The 16243-nt window shown below is 61.1% G+C and carries 14 protein-coding genes; 6 read left to right on the top strand and 8 right to left on the bottom strand.

Annotation, left to right across the window (positions count from 1 at the left end; all coding sequences use genetic code 11):
• The first annotated feature begins 11 nt into the window (after positions 1 to 11).
• Positions 12 to 1091: a threonine synthase gene (gene thrC / locus NW862_RS04250; protein ID WP_414333101.1), complete on the top strand. Its 1080-nt coding sequence runs from the start codon at positions 12 to 14 to the stop codon at positions 1089 to 1091.
• Positions 1092 to 1108: 17 nt separating this feature from the next.
• Here the strand turns inward: thrC and NW862_RS04245 are convergent, their stop codons facing one another.
• From NW862_RS04245 to NW862_RS04225, 5 genes are all read right to left on the bottom strand, one after another.
• Positions 1109 to 1993 (bottom strand): hypothetical protein, encoded by an 885-nt coding sequence (locus NW862_RS04245; RefSeq protein WP_414333086.1) that lies wholly within the window; start codon positions 1991 to 1993, stop codon positions 1109 to 1111.
• A gap of 310 nt (positions 1994 to 2303) precedes the next feature.
• The gene (locus tag NW862_RS04240; protein ID WP_414426949.1) at positions 2304 to 3704 is read right to left on the bottom strand and encodes an AtzE family amidohydrolase; all 1401 of its coding nucleotides are present in this window, start codon (positions 3702 to 3704) and stop codon (positions 2304 to 2306) included.
• Complete coding sequence (locus NW862_RS04235) at positions 3701 to 3889, bottom strand: DUF4089 domain-containing protein (protein WP_414333082.1); 189 nt, start codon at positions 3887 to 3889, stop codon at positions 3701 to 3703. The genes NW862_RS04240 and NW862_RS04235 overlap by 4 nt, the downstream gene beginning before the upstream one ends.
• Positions 3890 to 3989: 100 nt before the next feature.
• Positions 3990 to 4571, bottom strand: a complete 582-nt coding sequence (locus NW862_RS04230; protein WP_414333081.1) for a hemerythrin domain-containing protein — start codon at positions 4569 to 4571, stop codon at positions 3990 to 3992.
• 136 nt (positions 4572 to 4707) lie between these two features.
• The gene (locus tag NW862_RS04225; protein WP_414333079.1) at positions 4708 to 5580 is read right to left on the bottom strand and encodes a tRNA (5-methylaminomethyl-2-thiouridine)(34)-methyltransferase MnmD; all 873 of its coding nucleotides are present in this window, start codon (positions 5578 to 5580) and stop codon (positions 4708 to 4710) included.
• 136 nt (positions 5581 to 5716) lie between these two features.
• Between NW862_RS04225 and accD the strand changes: the two genes are divergently transcribed.
• From accD to NW862_RS04210, 3 genes are all read left to right on the top strand, one after another.
• Positions 5717 to 6661 (top strand): acetyl-CoA carboxylase, carboxyltransferase subunit beta, encoded by a 945-nt coding sequence (accD, locus tag NW862_RS04220; protein WP_414347845.1) that lies wholly within the window; start codon positions 5717 to 5719, stop codon positions 6659 to 6661.
• Between the two features lie 290 nt (positions 6662 to 6951).
• Entirely contained in the window at positions 6952 to 7326 is a 375-nt protein-coding gene (locus NW862_RS04215) for an STAS domain-containing protein (protein WP_414333076.1), read from the top strand.
• 77 nt (positions 7327 to 7403) lie between these two features.
• Positions 7404 to 8102, top strand: a complete 699-nt coding sequence (locus NW862_RS04210) for a class I SAM-dependent methyltransferase (RefSeq protein WP_414333075.1) — start codon at positions 7404 to 7406, stop codon at positions 8100 to 8102.
• On the opposite strand, the gene NW862_RS04205 is transcribed toward NW862_RS04210, so the two are convergent.
• Positions 8099 to 10288 (bottom strand): NAD-binding protein, encoded by a 2190-nt coding sequence (locus tag NW862_RS04205; RefSeq protein ID WP_414347851.1) that lies wholly within the window; start codon positions 10286 to 10288, stop codon positions 8099 to 8101. The genes NW862_RS04210 and NW862_RS04205 overlap by 4 nt on opposite strands.
• 401 nt (positions 10289 to 10689) lie before the next feature.
• On the opposite strand from NW862_RS04205, the gene NW862_RS04200 reads away from it, so the two are divergent.
• Complete coding sequence (locus NW862_RS04200; RefSeq protein WP_414426948.1) at positions 10690 to 11742, top strand: Fe(3+) ABC transporter substrate-binding protein; 1053 nt, start codon at positions 10690 to 10692, stop codon at positions 11740 to 11742.
• Positions 11743 to 11940: 198 nt separating this feature from the next.
• Positions 11941 to 13659: an ABC transporter permease gene (locus tag NW862_RS04195; protein ID WP_414333071.1), complete on the top strand. Its 1719-nt coding sequence runs from the start codon at positions 11941 to 11943 to the stop codon at positions 13657 to 13659.
• Between the two features lie 50 nt (positions 13660 to 13709).
• Here the strand turns inward: NW862_RS04195 and NW862_RS04190 are convergent, their stop codons facing one another.
• Positions 13710 to 14654, bottom strand: a complete 945-nt coding sequence (locus NW862_RS04190; RefSeq protein WP_414333069.1) for a F0F1 ATP synthase subunit gamma — start codon at positions 14652 to 14654, stop codon at positions 13710 to 13712.
• A 60-nt stretch (positions 14655 to 14714) separates the two neighbouring features.
• Positions 14715 to 16235: a F0F1 ATP synthase subunit alpha gene (atpA, locus tag NW862_RS04185; RefSeq protein ID WP_414347859.1), complete on the bottom strand. Its 1521-nt coding sequence runs from the start codon at positions 16233 to 16235 to the stop codon at positions 14715 to 14717.
• Between the last annotated feature and the right edge of the window lie 8 nt (positions 16236 to 16243).

The following is a 16243-nucleotide window of genomic DNA, read 5'->3' as shown; positions in this document are numbered from 1 at the left end:
ATCCCTCCCGTATGGCCGGATCCCGCGCCCAAGTGGGGCTCTGGCCCGGCCTCATCGAGTACTACCGGGAGTGGCTCCCCGTCGGCCCCGGCACCCCTGTAATTACGCTGCACGAGGGCAACACCCCTCTAGTCCCCTCTCCCGCGCTGAGCCGACGGCTGGGGCGGGGCTGCCAGGTTTACCTGAAGCTGGAGGGCCTCAACCCCACCGGCAGCTTCAAGGATCGCGGCATGACCATGGCTGTATCCAAGGCCAAAGAGGCGGGGGCGGAAGCCGTCATCTGCGCCAGCACCGGCAACACCTCGGCGGCAGCCGCCGCCTATGCGGCCAAAGGGGGCCTGCGGGCCTACGTGCTGATCCCAGATGGCTATGTGGCCAAGGGCAAGTTGGCCCAAACCCTGATGTACGGGGCCGAGATCATCGCCATCCAGGGCAACTTCGACCGAGCACTGGCCATGGTGCGGCAACTGGCGGAAACCTACCCGGTGGCGCTGGTCAATTCTGTCAACCGCTTCCGGCTGGAGGGGCAAAAAACCGCTGCCTTCGAGGTGGTGGATGCGTTGGGGGATGCCCCCGACTGGCTCTGCATCCCCGTGGGCAATGCCGGCAACATCACCGCCTACTGGATGGGCTTTTGCCAGTACCGCCAACAGGGCAAGGCCAGCCGCCGCCCGCGCCTCTACGGCTTTGAGGCGGCCGGCGCCGCCCCCATCGTCCTCGATCGCGTGGTGGAACATCCGGAAACGGTGGCCACGGCCATTCGCATCGGCAACCCTGCCAGTTGGGCGAAGGCCAAGGCGGCAGTCCAGGTCAGCGGTGGCCGGGTGGACAGCGTGACCGACGAAGAGATCTTGGCGGCCTATCGTCTGCTGGCGGCAGAGGAAGGGATCTTCTGCGAGCCGGCCAGTGCCGCCTCGGTGGCCGGGTTGCTGAAATGGCGGGAGCAGGTGCCCGCCGGCGCCCAGGTGGTATGCGTTCTCACCGGCAACGGCCTCAAGGATCCCGACACGGCCACCCAACAGGGAGCCGCTCCCGTCCACACGGGGGTTGCCCCCGAGCTGGCCGCTGTTGCCCGTCTGATGGGTTTTTAGCTAATCCGCTTGCCCGCTCAGGCAGCCTGCGACTGCAGGGGCCCTGAACAAGCCAAAATGAACTGGTCGATCTCCAGCAGAATGCCTTCCGCCTCGGCCAAAGCCTCCGGCAGGGTTGCCAGCACCTGGGCATCCGCTTGTGCAGCCTGCTCTGCTTCTTGCAAAAGATTGATCGAATTATGGTCGAGCAAGAGCTCTAGCTCGTTTAGGGCCACCACTGCCAGTTGCTGTTCGGCTTGATGGAGCTTGTTTCGTAAAGTCTGAACTTGGTCGGTTTGCGCTTTCAGCCCGGCTTCCGCCTGCTCAGCGCGAGCGATGGCCTCATCCCGTTGAGCTTTCAACAAGGCCATCTCTTGCTCCAGTTGGGCCAGTTGCTTTTGCAGGCTGTAAATGTGCTGATCCCGATCTCCCAAAGCTCGTTCCAGCTCGCGGTTTTGAACTTCCATCTGCTGACGAGCTGCGTTCGCTTGGGCTAGCTGTTCTGCCAAGTTTGCCATTTCCTCTTCCATGCGGGTCAGCCGACTCAAGCGTTCCAAAACCTGAGTGTTTTCCGCCTCGAGTTTTTCGATCAACGCTTGAGCGCCCAACAGCTCTGCTTTGGTAGAGTCCAGCTCACCACAAACTTGGTCATAGTTGGCGATCAGCTCGCTCAGCCGAGCCTCTTTGGCCTGTAGCTCTTCCCGCAGGGAATGAAGCCGGCGGTCGCTCTGCTCGATGCGCTGCTGCAAGAGGGGCAGTTGAACCAAAGCCTGCTGAGCGGCGCTGAAATAGCCGAACAGTTGTTTGAAGTGGCGCTGCAGACGGCTGTGGGATTGATCCAATTTGTCGAAGGCTTCGTTGAGAGAAAGATAAGCCTCGCACAGTTTCATGTAGCGCTGGGCCACAGAATCAAGGTGCTTCATAGCGACTAAGATCCAGGTGGGGGTGCCGTGTCTATTTTATGCCGTTCATTCTATCGACCCAACCCGGAAAAGAGGTTATTCGCTACAACAACTGGGGGATTAATTTTACTTTAAGATTTTCCTCTCTCTAGGCAAGCAGCTCACGTCCTGCCCCAACCAGATTCAAACTCTCTGGCAAAAACGGCCCTTAAGAGTAGCACATTTTTACCCCCATTGAGGGGATCACACATTTAGCGTCTGGAGCGGAGCATTTAAAATTAAAAAACACCAGATATGGTTCAAACGCGCCTGAAAGGGGGCCTCTGCTGGCTCAGGCAGGCCGCGCCTCCGGGATCCCCAGCGCTTCCAGATGGGCGGCGGCCCGCAACAGGTTGGCCTCTTGGTAGGGGGCAGCCACCAGTTGGACGCCAAAGGGCAGGGATCCGCTCTCGCGCAGCGGCACCGACAGCACCGGCAGGCCGACAAACGAGAGGGGCTGGGTGTAGAGACCCAGGTTGGGCCGGGTGAGGACTTCCACCCCAGCGATCACCATCTTCTCTTGGCCAAGCAAGGGGGCAGAGCAGGGGGTGGTGGGGGCGATGAACAGGTCGATCTCTTGAAAGAGGGCCTGAAGCTGCTGGCGATACCAGCGGCGAAAGCGCTGCGCCTGCACGATCCAACTGGCGGGCAGCAGAGCGCCAGCCAAAAGGCGATCCCGGGTCGCCGGGTCGAAGTCGTGGGGACGAGTTCGCAGGTGATGCAGGTGCAGGTTGGCTCCCTCGGCAGCCGTGATCAGGAAGGCAGCGGCGCGGGCGCGCTCGGCCTCCGGGATCCGCACCGTTTGCTGGGCTCCCAGGGCCTGGGCCACTTTTTCCACGCCGGCCAGGATGTGGGGCTCTGCTCCCCGCAGGAAGTAGTCGTCGGCCACGGCAATGCGCAAGCCTTGGATCCCTTGCCCCAATTGCCCAAAGGTGGGATCCGCAGGGCGGCGGGCGCAGACGGGATCCTGGGGATCCGGCCCTTGCATGGCATCGAAGCTGAGGGCGAGATCGGCCACCGAACGGGCCAAGGGGCCCACGTGGTCGAAACTGGGAGCCAACAGGGCCACCCCTGCCCGCGACAGACGGCCATAGGTGGGCTTGAGGCCGTAGATGCCGCACAAGGCGGCGGGCACCCGAATCGAGCCGTTGGTGTCGCTGCCCAGGCTGAGGGGTACCAAGCCCCCGGCCACGGCTGCTGCCGAGCCACCCGAAGAGCCGCCGGCACTGCGGCTGAGATCGTGGGGGTTGCGGGTGGGGCCGTAGTGGCTATTTTCGGTTACAAAGCCGTAGGCGTACTCGTCCATGTTGAGGGTGCCCACCAGGATTGCCCCTGCCTGCTTGAGGCGGGCCACCACCGTGGCATCTTGGGTGGCCGGGGGGTTCTCGCGGTTGATCGCCGAACCGGCTAGGGTGGTGAGGCCAGCCACGTCGAAGAGGTTCTTGACGGCAAAAGGCACCCCCGCCAGGGGGCCCACCGGGATCCCTTTGGCCACCTGTCGATCCAGCCGCTCCGCCGCCTGCAGGGCCGATGCTTCCAGCACGGCTGTAAAGGCATTGAGCTGGGGATCCCGCTGGCGAATCCGCTCCAGACAGGCGGCCACCACTGCCTGGGCGCTCACGGATCCCCGGCGGACGGCCCTGGCAATCGCGAACCCGTCGGCGCTGCCGAGAAGAGGGGGATCCGGGGTCATGGCTGGGGGTTGAAGGTAGGATCTGGCTCAACCGTCGGTGGCAGCGGAAACTCCAGTACCTGTTGAGCAAGGGGCAAAAAGCGGGCGAAGTTTGCGATCACCCCCGCTCGATGGTCGGGATGCAGGGGCAGTTGCAGCAGTTGGGCCATCGAGTCGACGTAGGTTTCGGGATCCCAGGGTTGCATCGGTTCGAGGGGTCGTCTGGGGAAAAAGTACCACAGGCCAGCTTGCCAAAACCAGCAGAAAGTTACCCAAGGCAGAATCCAAAGACAAGACCGTCCTCGGTTAAGGGGTGGCCATCGACGCCGTGCTACCTGGCGGGGGCCAAAGGCGTTCGCGGGGCAAGACAGGGCGAGTCACGGCCTGCCGCTCCCATTCCTCTAAATTGAGGCGACGACCGGCAGAACTGGGGGCACTGGCCTGCAGGCGCTTGCGGAACAGGCGCAACTGCTGCTGCTCGGCGGCGGGAGAAACACGCTGGGCAAAGAGGGAGGGCAAGAGCTGCTCTTCCTGCGCAAACTGGGCCCGCAACTGCCGATAAAAGTGAAGGGCAGCAGAGGGATCCAACTGCTGCGGCTCACGCTCCGCCTGGTGCAAAAAGCGGGTCAGCTCCGGGATCTGATCCCGCAACTGTTGCTCCAGCCCATTGACCTGGCTGCTGAGCTGGGGATCCGCTGCCAGAGCCGTCCTGAGCAGCGGGTAGAGGACATGGCGCTCCAATTGAATGTGGCGGGAGAGGCGCTGCCGCAACCTTTGCACCCAGAGACGCCGCTGCTCCAGATCCAACTCCGAGGCCCGAGAGAGACGAGCCAAGAACTGCAGGATAACCCGGTGCTGTTCGGCACAAAGGGCAACCAGTGTAGACATAGCAGTTCCCTGGAGAAAAAGCTTTATCTTAGCTTAACTTTGTCAAGAGACAGCAGCGTGCGTAAGGGTACGGGACTGGTGCAGGTGTCTTGGCTACACCCCGACAGCAACCCCGGCAAAAGCTGCCCTCCGGTTGCTAGGCTTGCACAAGCCAGCGGCGTTTCCAGGCGGAAGTGGGCTCAAGGGGTGAAGTTTGCTGTTCCTGCTGGCGCTGCAGCCGAATCTGGGCTCTGTCTCCCTGCAAGGTGGGATCCCGGTAGGGCACAGCGGCGCGGGTTTTCAGGTGCTCCCGCTCCATGGGGGAGAGGGGCGGCAGGTGATCCGGTTGGGGTGAGGCCACCGTGCCCGGCCAAGGGCGACCCACCGGCGGCGTCGAGCCAATGAAAAGCCCCGCCTCCAGCAAGGCTGCTCGCACCGCCGCCGCACAGGAATAGGTGGCCAGGATCCCGCCGGGGCGCATTCGCGCCGCCACTGCCCGCAAAAAGTCCACCGTCCACAGCTCCGGGCAGACGGAAGGGGAGAAGGGATCCAAAAACACCGCATCCGCCCATCCCAGCGGCACCTGGAGCAGGGTTTGGCGGGCATCTCCCCACAGCAGCGTTCCGCGCCAGCGCGGCGATTGCCAGGATCCCTCGTTGATAAAGTGTTGCCACTCCTGGCTAAAGCTCCAAGTGGATCCCACCCCCACCTGCCAGGCCTGGCGGGGCACCTGCGGGGAGCGCTCTAGGCCAATGACTTCTACAGGGCAGTCGGGCCGCACCTGCCAGATTGTCTCCAAGGCCAGGCCAGAGTTGTAGCCAAGGCCAAAGCAAATATCCAAAAGACAAATGGGATCCTCCGGATCCCGCTCCAACGGCAGCCGATCCAGCCGGCAAGGGCGGACGAACTTCTCCAGCGCTTCCTGAGCGGCGCCGCTGACGTTGTGAAAAGCCTGCCCAAACTCCTGGGAGAAAAAGGTCAGGGATCCATCCCCTGTGGTCAACACCTGCCACTGGGTTTCTGCGGTCATGGCTACTGCAAGTTTCTATTTCCAGCTTGGCGATTCTTTGATAGCTTGAGAACGTTAAGATGAGTTTCGCAGCTCACCGGCAGGGCTTGTAGATTCAGCTCTGGCCATCCCTAGCTAGGGGGGTACCTCAGCGGCTATGTCTTTACTGGATTGGTTTGCCGAGCGGCGCAAACAGACTTCTCTCAACTTGACAGGCAGCAGCCCCTTTGACAAAGAGCGGCAAGTGCGAGAGATTGCCGACGGCCTCTGGCAGAAGTGTCCAGCTTGCGACGCTCTCACCTACAGCAAAGATCTGCAGCAGAACTGGCAGGTTTGTCCAAGCTGTGGCTACCACCATCGCATCACAGCCCCGCAGCGGCTGGAGCAGCTTTTGGATCCCGGCTCCTGGCAGCCCCTCGACGAGCACCTGGCCCCCACCGATCCGCTGCACTTTTTCGACCAAAAGCCCTACGCCGAGCGCCTGGCCGCCTACCAGGAGCGCACCCAGCTCAAGGATGCCGTCCTGACCGGGTTGGGCACTCTGGAAGGGATCCCGGTGGCGATGGGCGTGATGGATTTTCGCTTTATGGGCGGCAGCATGGGCTCGGTCGTAGGCGAGAAGATTACCCGTCTCACCGAACGCGCCACCTGCGATCACCTACCCCTGATCCTTTTTTCGGCCTCTGGGGGAGCCCGCATGCAGGAAGGGATCCTCAGCCTGATGCAGATGGCCAAAACGGCAGCCGCTCTGCAAAGGCACCGCGAAGCCGGCCAGTTGTTTATCTCCGTGCTTACCCATCCCACCTATGGGGGGGTGACCGCCAGCTTTGCCATGCTGGGAGACTTGATCCTGGCCGAGCCAGGCGCCCAGGTGGGGTTTGCCGGGCCCAATGTTATTGAGCAAACCATCGGCAAGGGCAAGCTTCCCGAAGGCTTCCAGACTGCCGAGTACCTGCTGGCCCAGGGGCTTATCGACGCAATTGTGCCGCGAACCGAGCTGCGCAAGCGCTTGGCCCAGTTGCTGGCCATGCACCGACCCCGCTTGCACATGTCCCTTGCCGCGCTCGATTCGACTTACGCCCTCGATCCCGCCAGGATCTGAGACGGGAAGTAAAGGTTGGATCCCTCTGTCTGCAGGCGGAGCAGTTAGCTCCCCTCTCCTTTTGGGAGAGGGGCCGGGGGTGAGGGACTGCTCCCTGGCTGAAGAGGAAGGGAGGGTAGCTGCCTCAACGGCACAGCGCGCCTAGATCCGGCAGACAATCTCAACCAGTGGGAAGTTGCCATGGCAAAGAAGGATACCCTCTCTGTCTGCAGAAGAGGGATTTTCTGCCGAGGGGGTCATAGCAGCAACCGATGGTGCTAAGGTGGGGCATGGGGTCTTGACTGGAAGCAATGGATTTTAAGCTGCGCATCCGTACCGCCGAAACTCCGCAAGGGCAACAACTGGCGATTGTGCCGTTGGAAGGTCGCTTTGACGCCAAGGTCGCTTCCGAAGTGCGGCAGTTGCTGCAGCAGGTTTTGGATTTTGGTTACCACAACCTGTTGATCGACATGTCGGCGGTTACTTTTATGGACAGCTCCGGCCTGGGGGTGCTGATCTCGGCCTTGCGCAAGTGCCGGACTGCCGGCGGCAACCTCAGCCTCTGTTGCGTTCCGGAAAGCGTCGCCCTCGTCCTCAGCCTCACCTCGATGGAGAAGGTCTTGACCTGTTTTGACGACCTGGAGACGGCCATCGCCAACTTCTCCACCGCTTCCTCTGCTCGCTAGGCCGACATTTTGAGTTGCTGCGATGCCCTGCCTACGCCTCTGACTTTGTTCCCAGGATCTGTTGAGGATGCTCAGCCATGACCCAAGCTGGCCTCGATACCTTTCAGCTCCTTTACCAGCACCACCGTGGCCCCAGCTTTTGCGAGCGCATGCTGGCTACTGCTCCTGGCCGCTTCAATGAGACCTTTTGGCAGTTTTGGCAGCAGCATGTTGAGCCCTGCTTGCCCGCTGCGCCCTGCCTGCTGGATCTGGGAACGGGGCCGGGGTATGTCCTCCGGCAGTGGGCCCAGCGCTACCCCGGCGGACATTTCATTGGCGTAGATCTAATGCCCTACATGTTGGAGCGGGCAGCGGCAGACTTGAAAGGCGTCCCTGGCCTTCAACTGCTGCAGGCCGATCTCCACGATCCCCATTTGCCCCTGCCAGATTGCAGCGTTGACGCGGCTCAGGCGGTGGTGGTGATCCACGAGATGGTGCAGCCGGTGCGCCTGTTGCAAGCGGTGCGGCGTCTGCTCAAGCCAGGGGGGCGGTTTTTGCTGGTGGACTGGGTGCGCGCCCCACTTAGCCTCTACTTCGATGCGGCCACAGAAGCCCAACTGTTTCAGATGGAAACATCCCTAGACACCTTGGTGGATCAGTTTACCCACTTCTACGAGCACAACCGCTTCAGCGCTGAGGACTTGGCCTGGCTGTTGGAGAAGGTTGGCTTGAGAGTGGTGGCGCAAGAGCTCTACGGGCAAAATCGCTTTGTGCGCCTTGTGGCGGAAAAGCCCTAGAGGACTTCAGGGATCCGCCGCTCGGCCTGCACCTGGGCAAACACCTGCACCTCGGTGCTCATTTTGCGCAGTTGGCGGGCCAACTTAATGGCCTTGTCGCGGGGGAGAGGGGGGCTCACCACCGCCGGCAGGCAGCGCAACAGCGGCTTCAGGGCCGTCTTGGGCAGCCGCGCATAAAACGCCAAGGTGGAGAGGATCTCGTCTTCAAAGTAGGGGTTGCGGTATTCCAAAAGCCGCACTTGATAGAGTTCCGGCGGCAGGGGGCGTCCCTGGGCCAGGCGAATCAGGGATCCCACCGTCCCCATCACGTATAGACGATCCCCCCGCTTCAACAGGGTCTCGCCCTCTTTCTGCCAGATCTTGGGAAAAACACAGGGCCGGCCCGGTCGGGAGTGATGCAGCAAGATCGCCAGGTCGTAATCCTGGGCCAGTTGCCGTAGGGATAGCCCCAGGTAAGGGTCATGGGCCGAGACCTCCAGCAGCGTCACCAGCAGCGTTTCCCCGTCCCAAGTCAAGGTGCCGTAAACGGATCCCACCAACGCTGCCGTAGCAAAAGCCCGCGCCCCCAGGGCCGTGGTGCTGTAGCTGGTTCCCAGCGTCTGCAGATGCCGCTGCATCCGCGCCGCCAGCTCAGGATCCGTGACCCGCAAAATGGTGCGGATCCCAGGTTGCAGGCTGTGGGCGGTCAGGGCGGTCTCGAGGTTGGTGAGATCGTCAGGCGTCGTGCAGATCAAAGAGCGGCTGCTTTGGATGCGAGCCTGTTGCAGCGTGCTGGCCAAGGCGTAGTTGCCCCGGATCACCACCGCCCCCTCCCGTTCCGTCGCCGCCAGCAGGGGATTGTCGCTGTCGGGCTCCACAACCACCACCTCATAGCCCATTTGCTGCAACAACTGCAGCACCAAGTAGCTCAGCCGTCCCAACCCCGCGATCACCACGTGATCCGCTTTGGGCATACGGGCGGCCCGGCCCAAGCCAAAGCGGCTGCTCACCAACTTGTCGGTCACCAATCCGTAGATCAACCCCACCAGGGCAGCCCCCACCAAGGTCATGACCACCGCCACCACCTTCACCCCTAGAGGGGTCTCCGCCTGCTGAAAAGCCTCGATGTCCCCATACCCCCCCGTCAACACCACGATGGTCAGCAACAGCCCGTCAACCACGGATTTGCCGATAGCTCTAAAGTTAAGGATCCCCAGCACCAGCATGGCTCCCAAGGTGAAGGTGAGGGTGCGCACGATGGGCTTGACCTGCAGCAGTCCCTGCAGGCTTCTGCGCAGCCAAGATAGGAGCTGCCTGAACGAGTTGCCTCGCTGTTGTTGTCGTTTGTCTTGCACCTGTCCGCTGGCCCAGCGTTGTGCCCGCGAAGAGCCGCGCCGCCCGTTGCGCTCCAACAGGTGCAGATAGGATCTGGGGTCGCAGATCACCAAAATGCGATCCCCCTCCAGCAGCTCTGCCTCGTGGTCGAAATCGTCGAAAACCCGAGACTCGGAAAAGTCGGACAGCCCGTCCACCGGGTAGTGAAACAGCACCCGCGCCCGAAAGGTTTCCTCCAGTTCCGAGAGGGGCATGTGCAGCAGACGGGAGTTGTAGCCGATGGTCAGCTCCACCACGTTCCAGAGGGTGGTCTCTTGGGGAGCGCCAAAATAAAGCGGATTCGCCAGCTCCGGCGGCAGCGTGGCCGGCTGAGCCTCTAACTGGGGCAGCTCGAAGTAGCCGACAAATTCGTCCGAGACAGCTTTCAGAGCAAAGGCCGGCGCAGCCAAGGCAGCCACCGACAGGGAAAAATGCTGCGGCAAAATCGAGTCCAGGTAGCGGGCAAGGCCGGTGTTAAACAGACGAGAGACAATGCGCACCTGCGGGTTGAGATCCCGAATCAAGAGAGCCAGCTCGAAGTTGGCTTGGTCGTTGTCCTCCACAAGCAATGCCACCTTGATCCGCTCGATCCCAGCCCGGCGCAACACCTCCGGCTGATGGGGATCCCCCTCTAGGTATTGCCACTGCTCTTTTAATAAAGAAGGCCGCGGGCCGGGAGCCACCACCACCGCGCGCTGTCCAAAGTCTTCCAGAATCTGCAGCGTCAACGCTGCCAAGTCGTTGTAGCCACAGACCAGGATGAAAACACCCGGATCCCGGCCATTGTCCTGCAGTTGCTCATCCAGCCATTGATGAGAAAGGGATCCCACCATACTCCACCACCTACCCTGCTCCCTTTATACCCAAGGCAGGTCTAGAACCCCGCCCTACCCAAAATATTCCGGTAAGGGATCCCCTTGCCCGGCCAGCCGCGATGAGAAGCGACCTTGGCTCTTGTTTCCAGCGAGAGTTGGCGGATCTTGGGCCAAACGGTTCAAAGATGAGAACGACTCCCAACAGCTTGACTCGGTACTCAGGATCCTCTATCATTGCCCCAGAGCAAAGTTCTTGAATAAAAATCTCAATAAGCTTGGCCTAGAGAAGGGTCAAAAGGCCGGCATTTGAGGGAACTGCCCTGATTCAGGGAGGGGGTTTTCAAGTGCTTTCTCGGGTAAAGGCATTGCTGACTGGGTCAATGCAGCAGCCTTTCTTGAAATGTTTTTGAGTTTAGGAGTTGGGTATGCGCTTATCGCGACGGCAACTGGTCAGCGGAGCCGCGCTGGGCTCTGTAGCCTTGGCGGCAGGCTTGCTGGGGCGTCCGGCCCGCGGCGCCAACCGGGAGGTGAACCTCTACACCTCTCGGCACTACGGCACCGATGAAAAATTGTACGACCTCTTCAAGGAGAAAACGGGCATTACTGTGAACTGGGTGCAGGGCAACGCCGACGAGATTGCCCAGCGCATCCGCAGCGAGGGATCCAACAGCCCTGCCGATATCTTTATGACCGTAGATATTGCCCGGCTGTGGCGCGCCCAGAACGAAGGCCTGTTTCAGCCCATCCAGTCCGAGACGCTCTCTAAGAACATCCCGGAATCGCTGCGGGATCCGGAAGGCTACTGGTTTGGCCTAACCAAGCGGGCCAGGGTGATCATGTACAACAAAGACAAGGTGGATCCCAAGGAGCTCTCCACCTACGAAGATCTGGCCAACCCCAAGTGGCGGGGCAAGGTGCTCACCCGCTCCTCCAGCAATGTGTACAGCCAATCTCTGACGGCTTCCATCATCTTGGCGCACGGGATCCCAGAAACCGAACAGTGGGCGCGGGGCTTGGTGGCCAACTTTGCCCGCCCGCCGGAAGGGGGAGACATTGATCAAATCAAAGCCGTGGCTGCCGGAGTGGGGGATGTGGCGCTGTCCAACACCTACTATTTGCCGCGTTTGATCAAATCCGACAATCCTGAAGATCGGGCCGTAGCCGAAAAGATCGGCGTCTTCTTTCCCAACCAACAGGATCGCGGCACCCACGTCAACATCAGCGGCGCCGGCATTCTGAAAACAGCTCCCAACAAAGAGGCCGCCATCCAGTTTCTGGAGTTCCTCTCCGGCCCGGAGGCGCAGGCCATCTTCGCCCAGAGCAACAACGAATACCCGGTGCTGCCGGGGGCGGAGATCGACTCGGTGGTGGCCAGCTTTGGCACCTTCAAGGAAGACACGATCAACGCCGCCAGCATTGGCCGCGTTACCCCCGATGCCCTGAAAGTGATGGATCGGGCCGGTTGGCGATGAAAAGCGCCGGGGCTGCCAAGAGCTTTCTTCTTGGCTCCCCGGTAGGGGTCGCAGTGCAGCCCCAAAGCAGGATCAAGTCCCAAGTTTGAGTCTTGAGACTTAGCTTCTTTGTTTTTTCCTAAGATTTGCCTGACAATTGGGAAACAGTACGGTGAAGAAAAAGTTTTTGCCAGCTCTCAGGGATTTCAGCTGCAATTGATGGAAAAGTTAGCTTGGCTAAATCTGGGTAAACGCTTTGACCATTCTCTCAAGAGAGCTTGGACGCGCTGGTTCAGCGGTTGGACGTTGCTGACCTTAGCCCTGACGGGCTTAATTTTGATTCCCACTCTGACGGTTCTCCTCAGCCTCTTTGCCGACGAGCGGCAGGTTTGGGAGCACCTGGCCGACACGGTCTTGGGGCTGTACGTGCGCAACAGCCTGCTGATGATGGTGGGGGTGGCGCTGGGAGTCATCCTGGTGGGCAGCGGCACTGCCTGGCTGGTGACAATGTGCGAATTCTGGGGGCGGGCCTGGCTGGAGTGGATGCTGGTGTTGCCCCTGGCGGCTCCCACTTATGTGTTGGCCTACGCTTACACCGATTTTTTGCAAGTAACCGGCGGCTTCCAGACCTGGCTGCGGCGGGTTACCGGCTGGGGGATCGGCGACTACTGGTTCCCCAACATTCGCTCCTTGTGGGGGGCGATCCTGCTGCTCGTCCTCACCCTCTACCCCTATGTGTATCTCTCGGCGCGGCTGGCCTTCCAGGAACAGTCGGTGGTCTGTTTGGAGGTGAGCCGCTCCTTGGGCTACGGGCCGTGGGCTAGCTTTTTCCGGGTGGCCTTGCCCTTGGCCCGGCCGGGGATCGTGGCCGGCTGTCTGCTGGCTTTGATGGAGACCCTGAACGATTTCGGCACCGTCAGCTATTTTGGGGTCGATACCTTTACTACCGGCATCTACCGCACCTGGACAGCTCTGGGCAATCCGGTGGCAGCAGCTCAGCTTTCAGCGCTGCTGTTGCTGTTGGTGTTGCTACTGATGGCCCTGGAGCAATTTTCCCGCCGGCGGGCGCGCTACTATCGCCAAGGATTCAAGCCAAACCCAAGTCGTTATCCCTTGCACGGGATCCGGGGGGTGGGGGCGTGGCTGGCCTGTGGGATCCCGATTGGGCTGGGCTTCGTTATCCCTGCCCTGATCCTGCTCCATATGACCCTGCGCCAGGGGGAGTTGGGCCGCCGCTTTTGGAGCTACGCCCAGAACAGCTTTCTCCTCTCGACGATCACGGCGGTGATCGCCGTCTTGGTGGCGGTGGTGGTGCTGTACGGTTTGCGGCTGCAGCGGGCCTGGGGCCTGCGGCTGGCGGTGCGGCTATCTTCCCTGGGCTACGCGCTACCGGGCGTGGTGATTGCAGTAGGAGTTCTGATTCCCCTGGGGCAACTGGATCAACTGCTGAGCTACTTGCGGCAGGCGCTCTTTCAACAGCCGCCCGGTCTGGTGATCAGCGGCACTATTGTGGCGTTGGTGTTTGGCTATCTGGTGCGCTTTTTGGCGGTGGCTCTGTCCACCGTCGAGGCGACGCTAGCGCGCATTCCTCCCAGCCTGGACGAGGCAGCCCGCAGCTTGGGGCAGGGATCCCTGGGCACCCTGTGGCGGGTGCACCTGCCCCTGATGGGGGGCGGGATCCTGGGAGCGATGCTGCTGGTGTTTGTAGATGTGATGAAGGAGCTGCCGGCCACGATGGTGTTGCGGCCCTTTAACTTCGATACCTTGGCCGTCCACACCTACCGCATGGCTGCCGACGAACGCCTGGCCGAGGCCGGCGCCCCCGCCTTGGCGATTGTCCTGGTGGGGATTTTGCCGGTGATCCTGCTCAACGCCCAGATAGCCCAGCGACGCAATCTAGGCTCCTCAAATAAAACGTCTCCCTACGTCGTTCCCTAACTCCCCTCTCCCTCTGGGAGAGGGGTTGGGGGTGAGGGTGGGAGAGAAGTTTATAGGGCCTCAGCTCCGGCAACTACCTCCAGGATCTCCTGGGTGATAGCCGCCTGCCGAGCTTTGTTGTAGGCAAGGCCCAGTGTGCGGATGAGTTCGCTGGCGTTGTCGCTGGCATTGTTCATGGCCGTCATGCGGGCCGCCAACTCGCTGGCCGCTGCTTCCTGCAAAGCCCGCAACAACTGGTTGTTCAAGTACAGCGGCAGCAGCGCGTCCAAAATCTGCACCGGATCCTGCTCGAAGATCATGTCTGGCGGCGGGGCTGAGACAGGAGCAACGATCTTGCTGCGCTCGACCGTGAACTCTCCCCCCCGCACCAGCAGGTTAAAAATCTCGTCGTCGCGGGCAGCCAGGCGCGTGGGATCCAGAGGTAGCAGCGATTGCACCACCGGACGGGAGCTAATCAGCGAGACAAAGCGGGTGTAGATCAGCTCCACCTTGTCTACTTTCTCGGACAGGAAAGCGGAGAGGAGCTGATCCCCTATTTGCGCAGCTTCCGCCGCCGTAGGAATCTGCGACAAGTTCACGTAGGTCTTGGCAATGGGAGCGGAGCGGCGCTGAAAATACTGCACCACCTTGCGGCCCACCAGGTAAAGCTGCACCTGCAGCCCCGTCTCCTGCAGCTCGCGCACCCGCTCCTCGGTGCGCTTGATAACGTTGGCATTGTAAGCACCGCACAGGCCCCGATCCCCAGCCACCACCAACAGGCCCACCGTTTCAATGGGCCGCTGCTTCAGCAGAGGCAACTCGACATTTTCCAGCCGCAACCGCGTTTGCAGCCGATAGAAAACCTGGGCTAGGCGGTCGGCAAAGGGACGGGTGGCCATCACCTGCTCCTGGGCCCGTCGCACCCGCGCTGCCGCCACCAGGCGCATGGCCTCTGTAATCTTGCGGGTATTTTTCACCGCCTTGATGCGATCGCGAATCCGCTTTAGGTTTGCCATAACCGATCCCCTCTGCTGTGGTTACTGGATGGGGATCCCCAAAGCAGGGATCCCCGGCAACTAAGCCGCCTTGGCCAGGAAGCTCTGTTTGAACTCCGTGATGGCGGTTTTCAAGATCTCTTCCGCCTCTTCAGTGAGTTGCTTGGTGGAGAGGACGATCTCCCCATACTTGGGATGGGTGGTGCCCAAGTAGGACAGCAGGCCCTGCTTGAAGCTGGAGACTTTCTCCACCGGAATGTCGTCCAAATACCCCCGCGTCCCGGCGTAGATAATCGCCACCTGCTGATCCAAAGACAGGGGCGAATATTGCGGCTGCTTGAGGATCTCCTGCAGCCGTTGGCCGCGGGCCAATTGCTTCTGGGTGGCCTCGTCCAGATCAGAGGCAAATTGGGCAAAGGCTTCTAGATCGCGAAATTGCGCCAGTTCCACCTTGATCGAGCCGGCCACTTTCTTCATCGCCTTGGTCTGGGCCGCCGAGCCGACGCGGCTGACAGAGATGCCAACGTTGATGGCGGGGCGAATACCGGCGTTGAACAGATCCGACTCCAAGAAGATCTGCCCATCGGTGATGGAGATAACGTTGGTGGGAATATAGGCCGACACGTCGTTGGCCTGGGTTTCCACAATCGGCAGCGCCGTCATGGATCCCTCGCCCAGCCGGCTGTTCAGCTTGGCCGCCCGCTCCAGCAGCCGCGAGTGCAGATAGAATACATCCCCTGGGTAGGCTTCCCGACCGGGCGGACGCCGCAACAGCAGCGACATCTGCCGGTAGGCCACCGCCTGCTTGGAGAGGTCGTCGTAGACCACCAAAGTGTGCTTACCCTGGTACATAAAGTACTCGGCAATGGTGGCGCCACAATAGGGGGCCAACCACTGCAGCGGGGCCGGGCTGTCAGCGCCGGCAGCCACCACAATGCTGTAGTCCATTGCCCCTCGCTCGGTTAGAACGCCCACCACCTGGGCGATGGTGCTCTGCTTCTGGCCAATGGCTACGTAGATGCAGATCACATCCTGCCCTTTCTGGTTCAGGATCGTGTCCACGGCAACGGTGGTCTTGCCGGTTTGGCGGTCGCCGATGATCAGCTCCCGCTGCCCCCGCCCGATGGGGATTAGAGCGTCAATGGCGGTGATGCCGGTTTGCAGAGGCTCGTACACGGAGCGGCGATCGATAATGCCGGGGGCCGGGGACTCAATGAGGCGCGTCTCGGTGCAGTGAATCGGCCCTTTGCCGTCGATGGGATTGCACAGGGGATCCACTACGCGGCCCAGCAGGGCTTCCCCTACAGGGATGCTGGCAATTCTGCCCGTGGCTTTGACGGTGGATCCTTCTTGGATGTTCCGCCCGGAGCCGATCAACACTGCGCCGACGTTGTCTTCTTCTAGGTTAAGGGCAATACCGGTGGTGCCATCCTCAAATTCCAACAGTTCGCTGGCCATCACCTTCTCCAGGCCGTAGATGCGGGCAATGCCGTCTCCCACCTGCAGGACGGTACCGACATTGGAGATCTGCATCTCCTGGTTATACTGTTCGATCTGCTGCTTGATGATGGTACTGATCTCGTCTGGGCGAATCGTAGGCATAGCAGTCC

Origin of the sequence: Synechococcus sp. H55.8 (assembly GCF_047462375.1) — a bacterium.
Classification (GTDB): domain Bacteria; phylum Cyanobacteriota; class Cyanobacteriia; order Thermostichales; family Thermostichaceae; genus Thermostichus.
This window is presented reverse-complemented; position numbering and strand designations above follow the sequence as displayed.

Coding starts and splice junctions, on each gene's coding strand:
- atpA (WP_414347859.1), bottom strand. CDS start 16,235: ATGCCTACGATTCGCCCAGACGAGATCAGTACCATCATCAAGCAGCAG.
- NW862_RS04210 (WP_414333075.1), top strand. CDS start 7,404: ATGACCCAAGCTGGCCTCGATACCTTTCAGCTCCTTTACCAGCACCAC.
- NW862_RS04195 (WP_414333071.1), top strand. CDS start 11,941: ATGGAAAAGTTAGCTTGGCTAAATCTGGGTAAACGCTTTGACCATTCT.
- accD (WP_414347845.1), top strand. CDS start 5,717: ATGTCTTTACTGGATTGGTTTGCCGAGCGGCGCAAACAGACTTCTCTC.
- NW862_RS04215 (WP_414333076.1), top strand. CDS start 6,952: ATGGATTTTAAGCTGCGCATCCGTACCGCCGAAACTCCGCAAGGGCAA.
- NW862_RS04235 (WP_414333082.1), bottom strand. CDS start 3,889: ATGCAACCCTGGGATCCCGAAACCTACGTCGACTCGATGGCCCAACTG.
- NW862_RS04240 (WP_414426949.1), bottom strand. CDS start 3,704: ATGACCCCGGATCCCCCTCTTCTCGGCAGCGCCGACGGGTTCGCGATT.
- thrC (WP_414333101.1), top strand. CDS start 12: ATGGCCGGATCCCGCGCCCAAGTGGGGCTCTGGCCCGGCCTCATCGAG.
- NW862_RS04245 (WP_414333086.1), bottom strand. CDS start 1,993: ATGAAGCACCTTGATTCTGTGGCCCAGCGCTACATGAAACTGTGCGAG.
- NW862_RS04225 (WP_414333079.1), bottom strand. CDS start 5,580: ATGACCGCAGAAACCCAGTGGCAGGTGTTGACCACAGGGGATGGATCC.
- NW862_RS04190 (WP_414333069.1), bottom strand. CDS start 14,654: ATGGCAAACCTAAAGCGGATTCGCGATCGCATCAAGGCGGTGAAAAAT.
- NW862_RS04230 (WP_414333081.1), bottom strand. CDS start 4,571: ATGTCTACACTGGTTGCCCTTTGTGCCGAACAGCACCGGGTTATCCTG.
- NW862_RS04205 (WP_414347851.1), bottom strand. CDS start 10,288: ATGGTGGGATCCCTTTCTCATCAATGGCTGGATGAGCAACTGCAGGAC.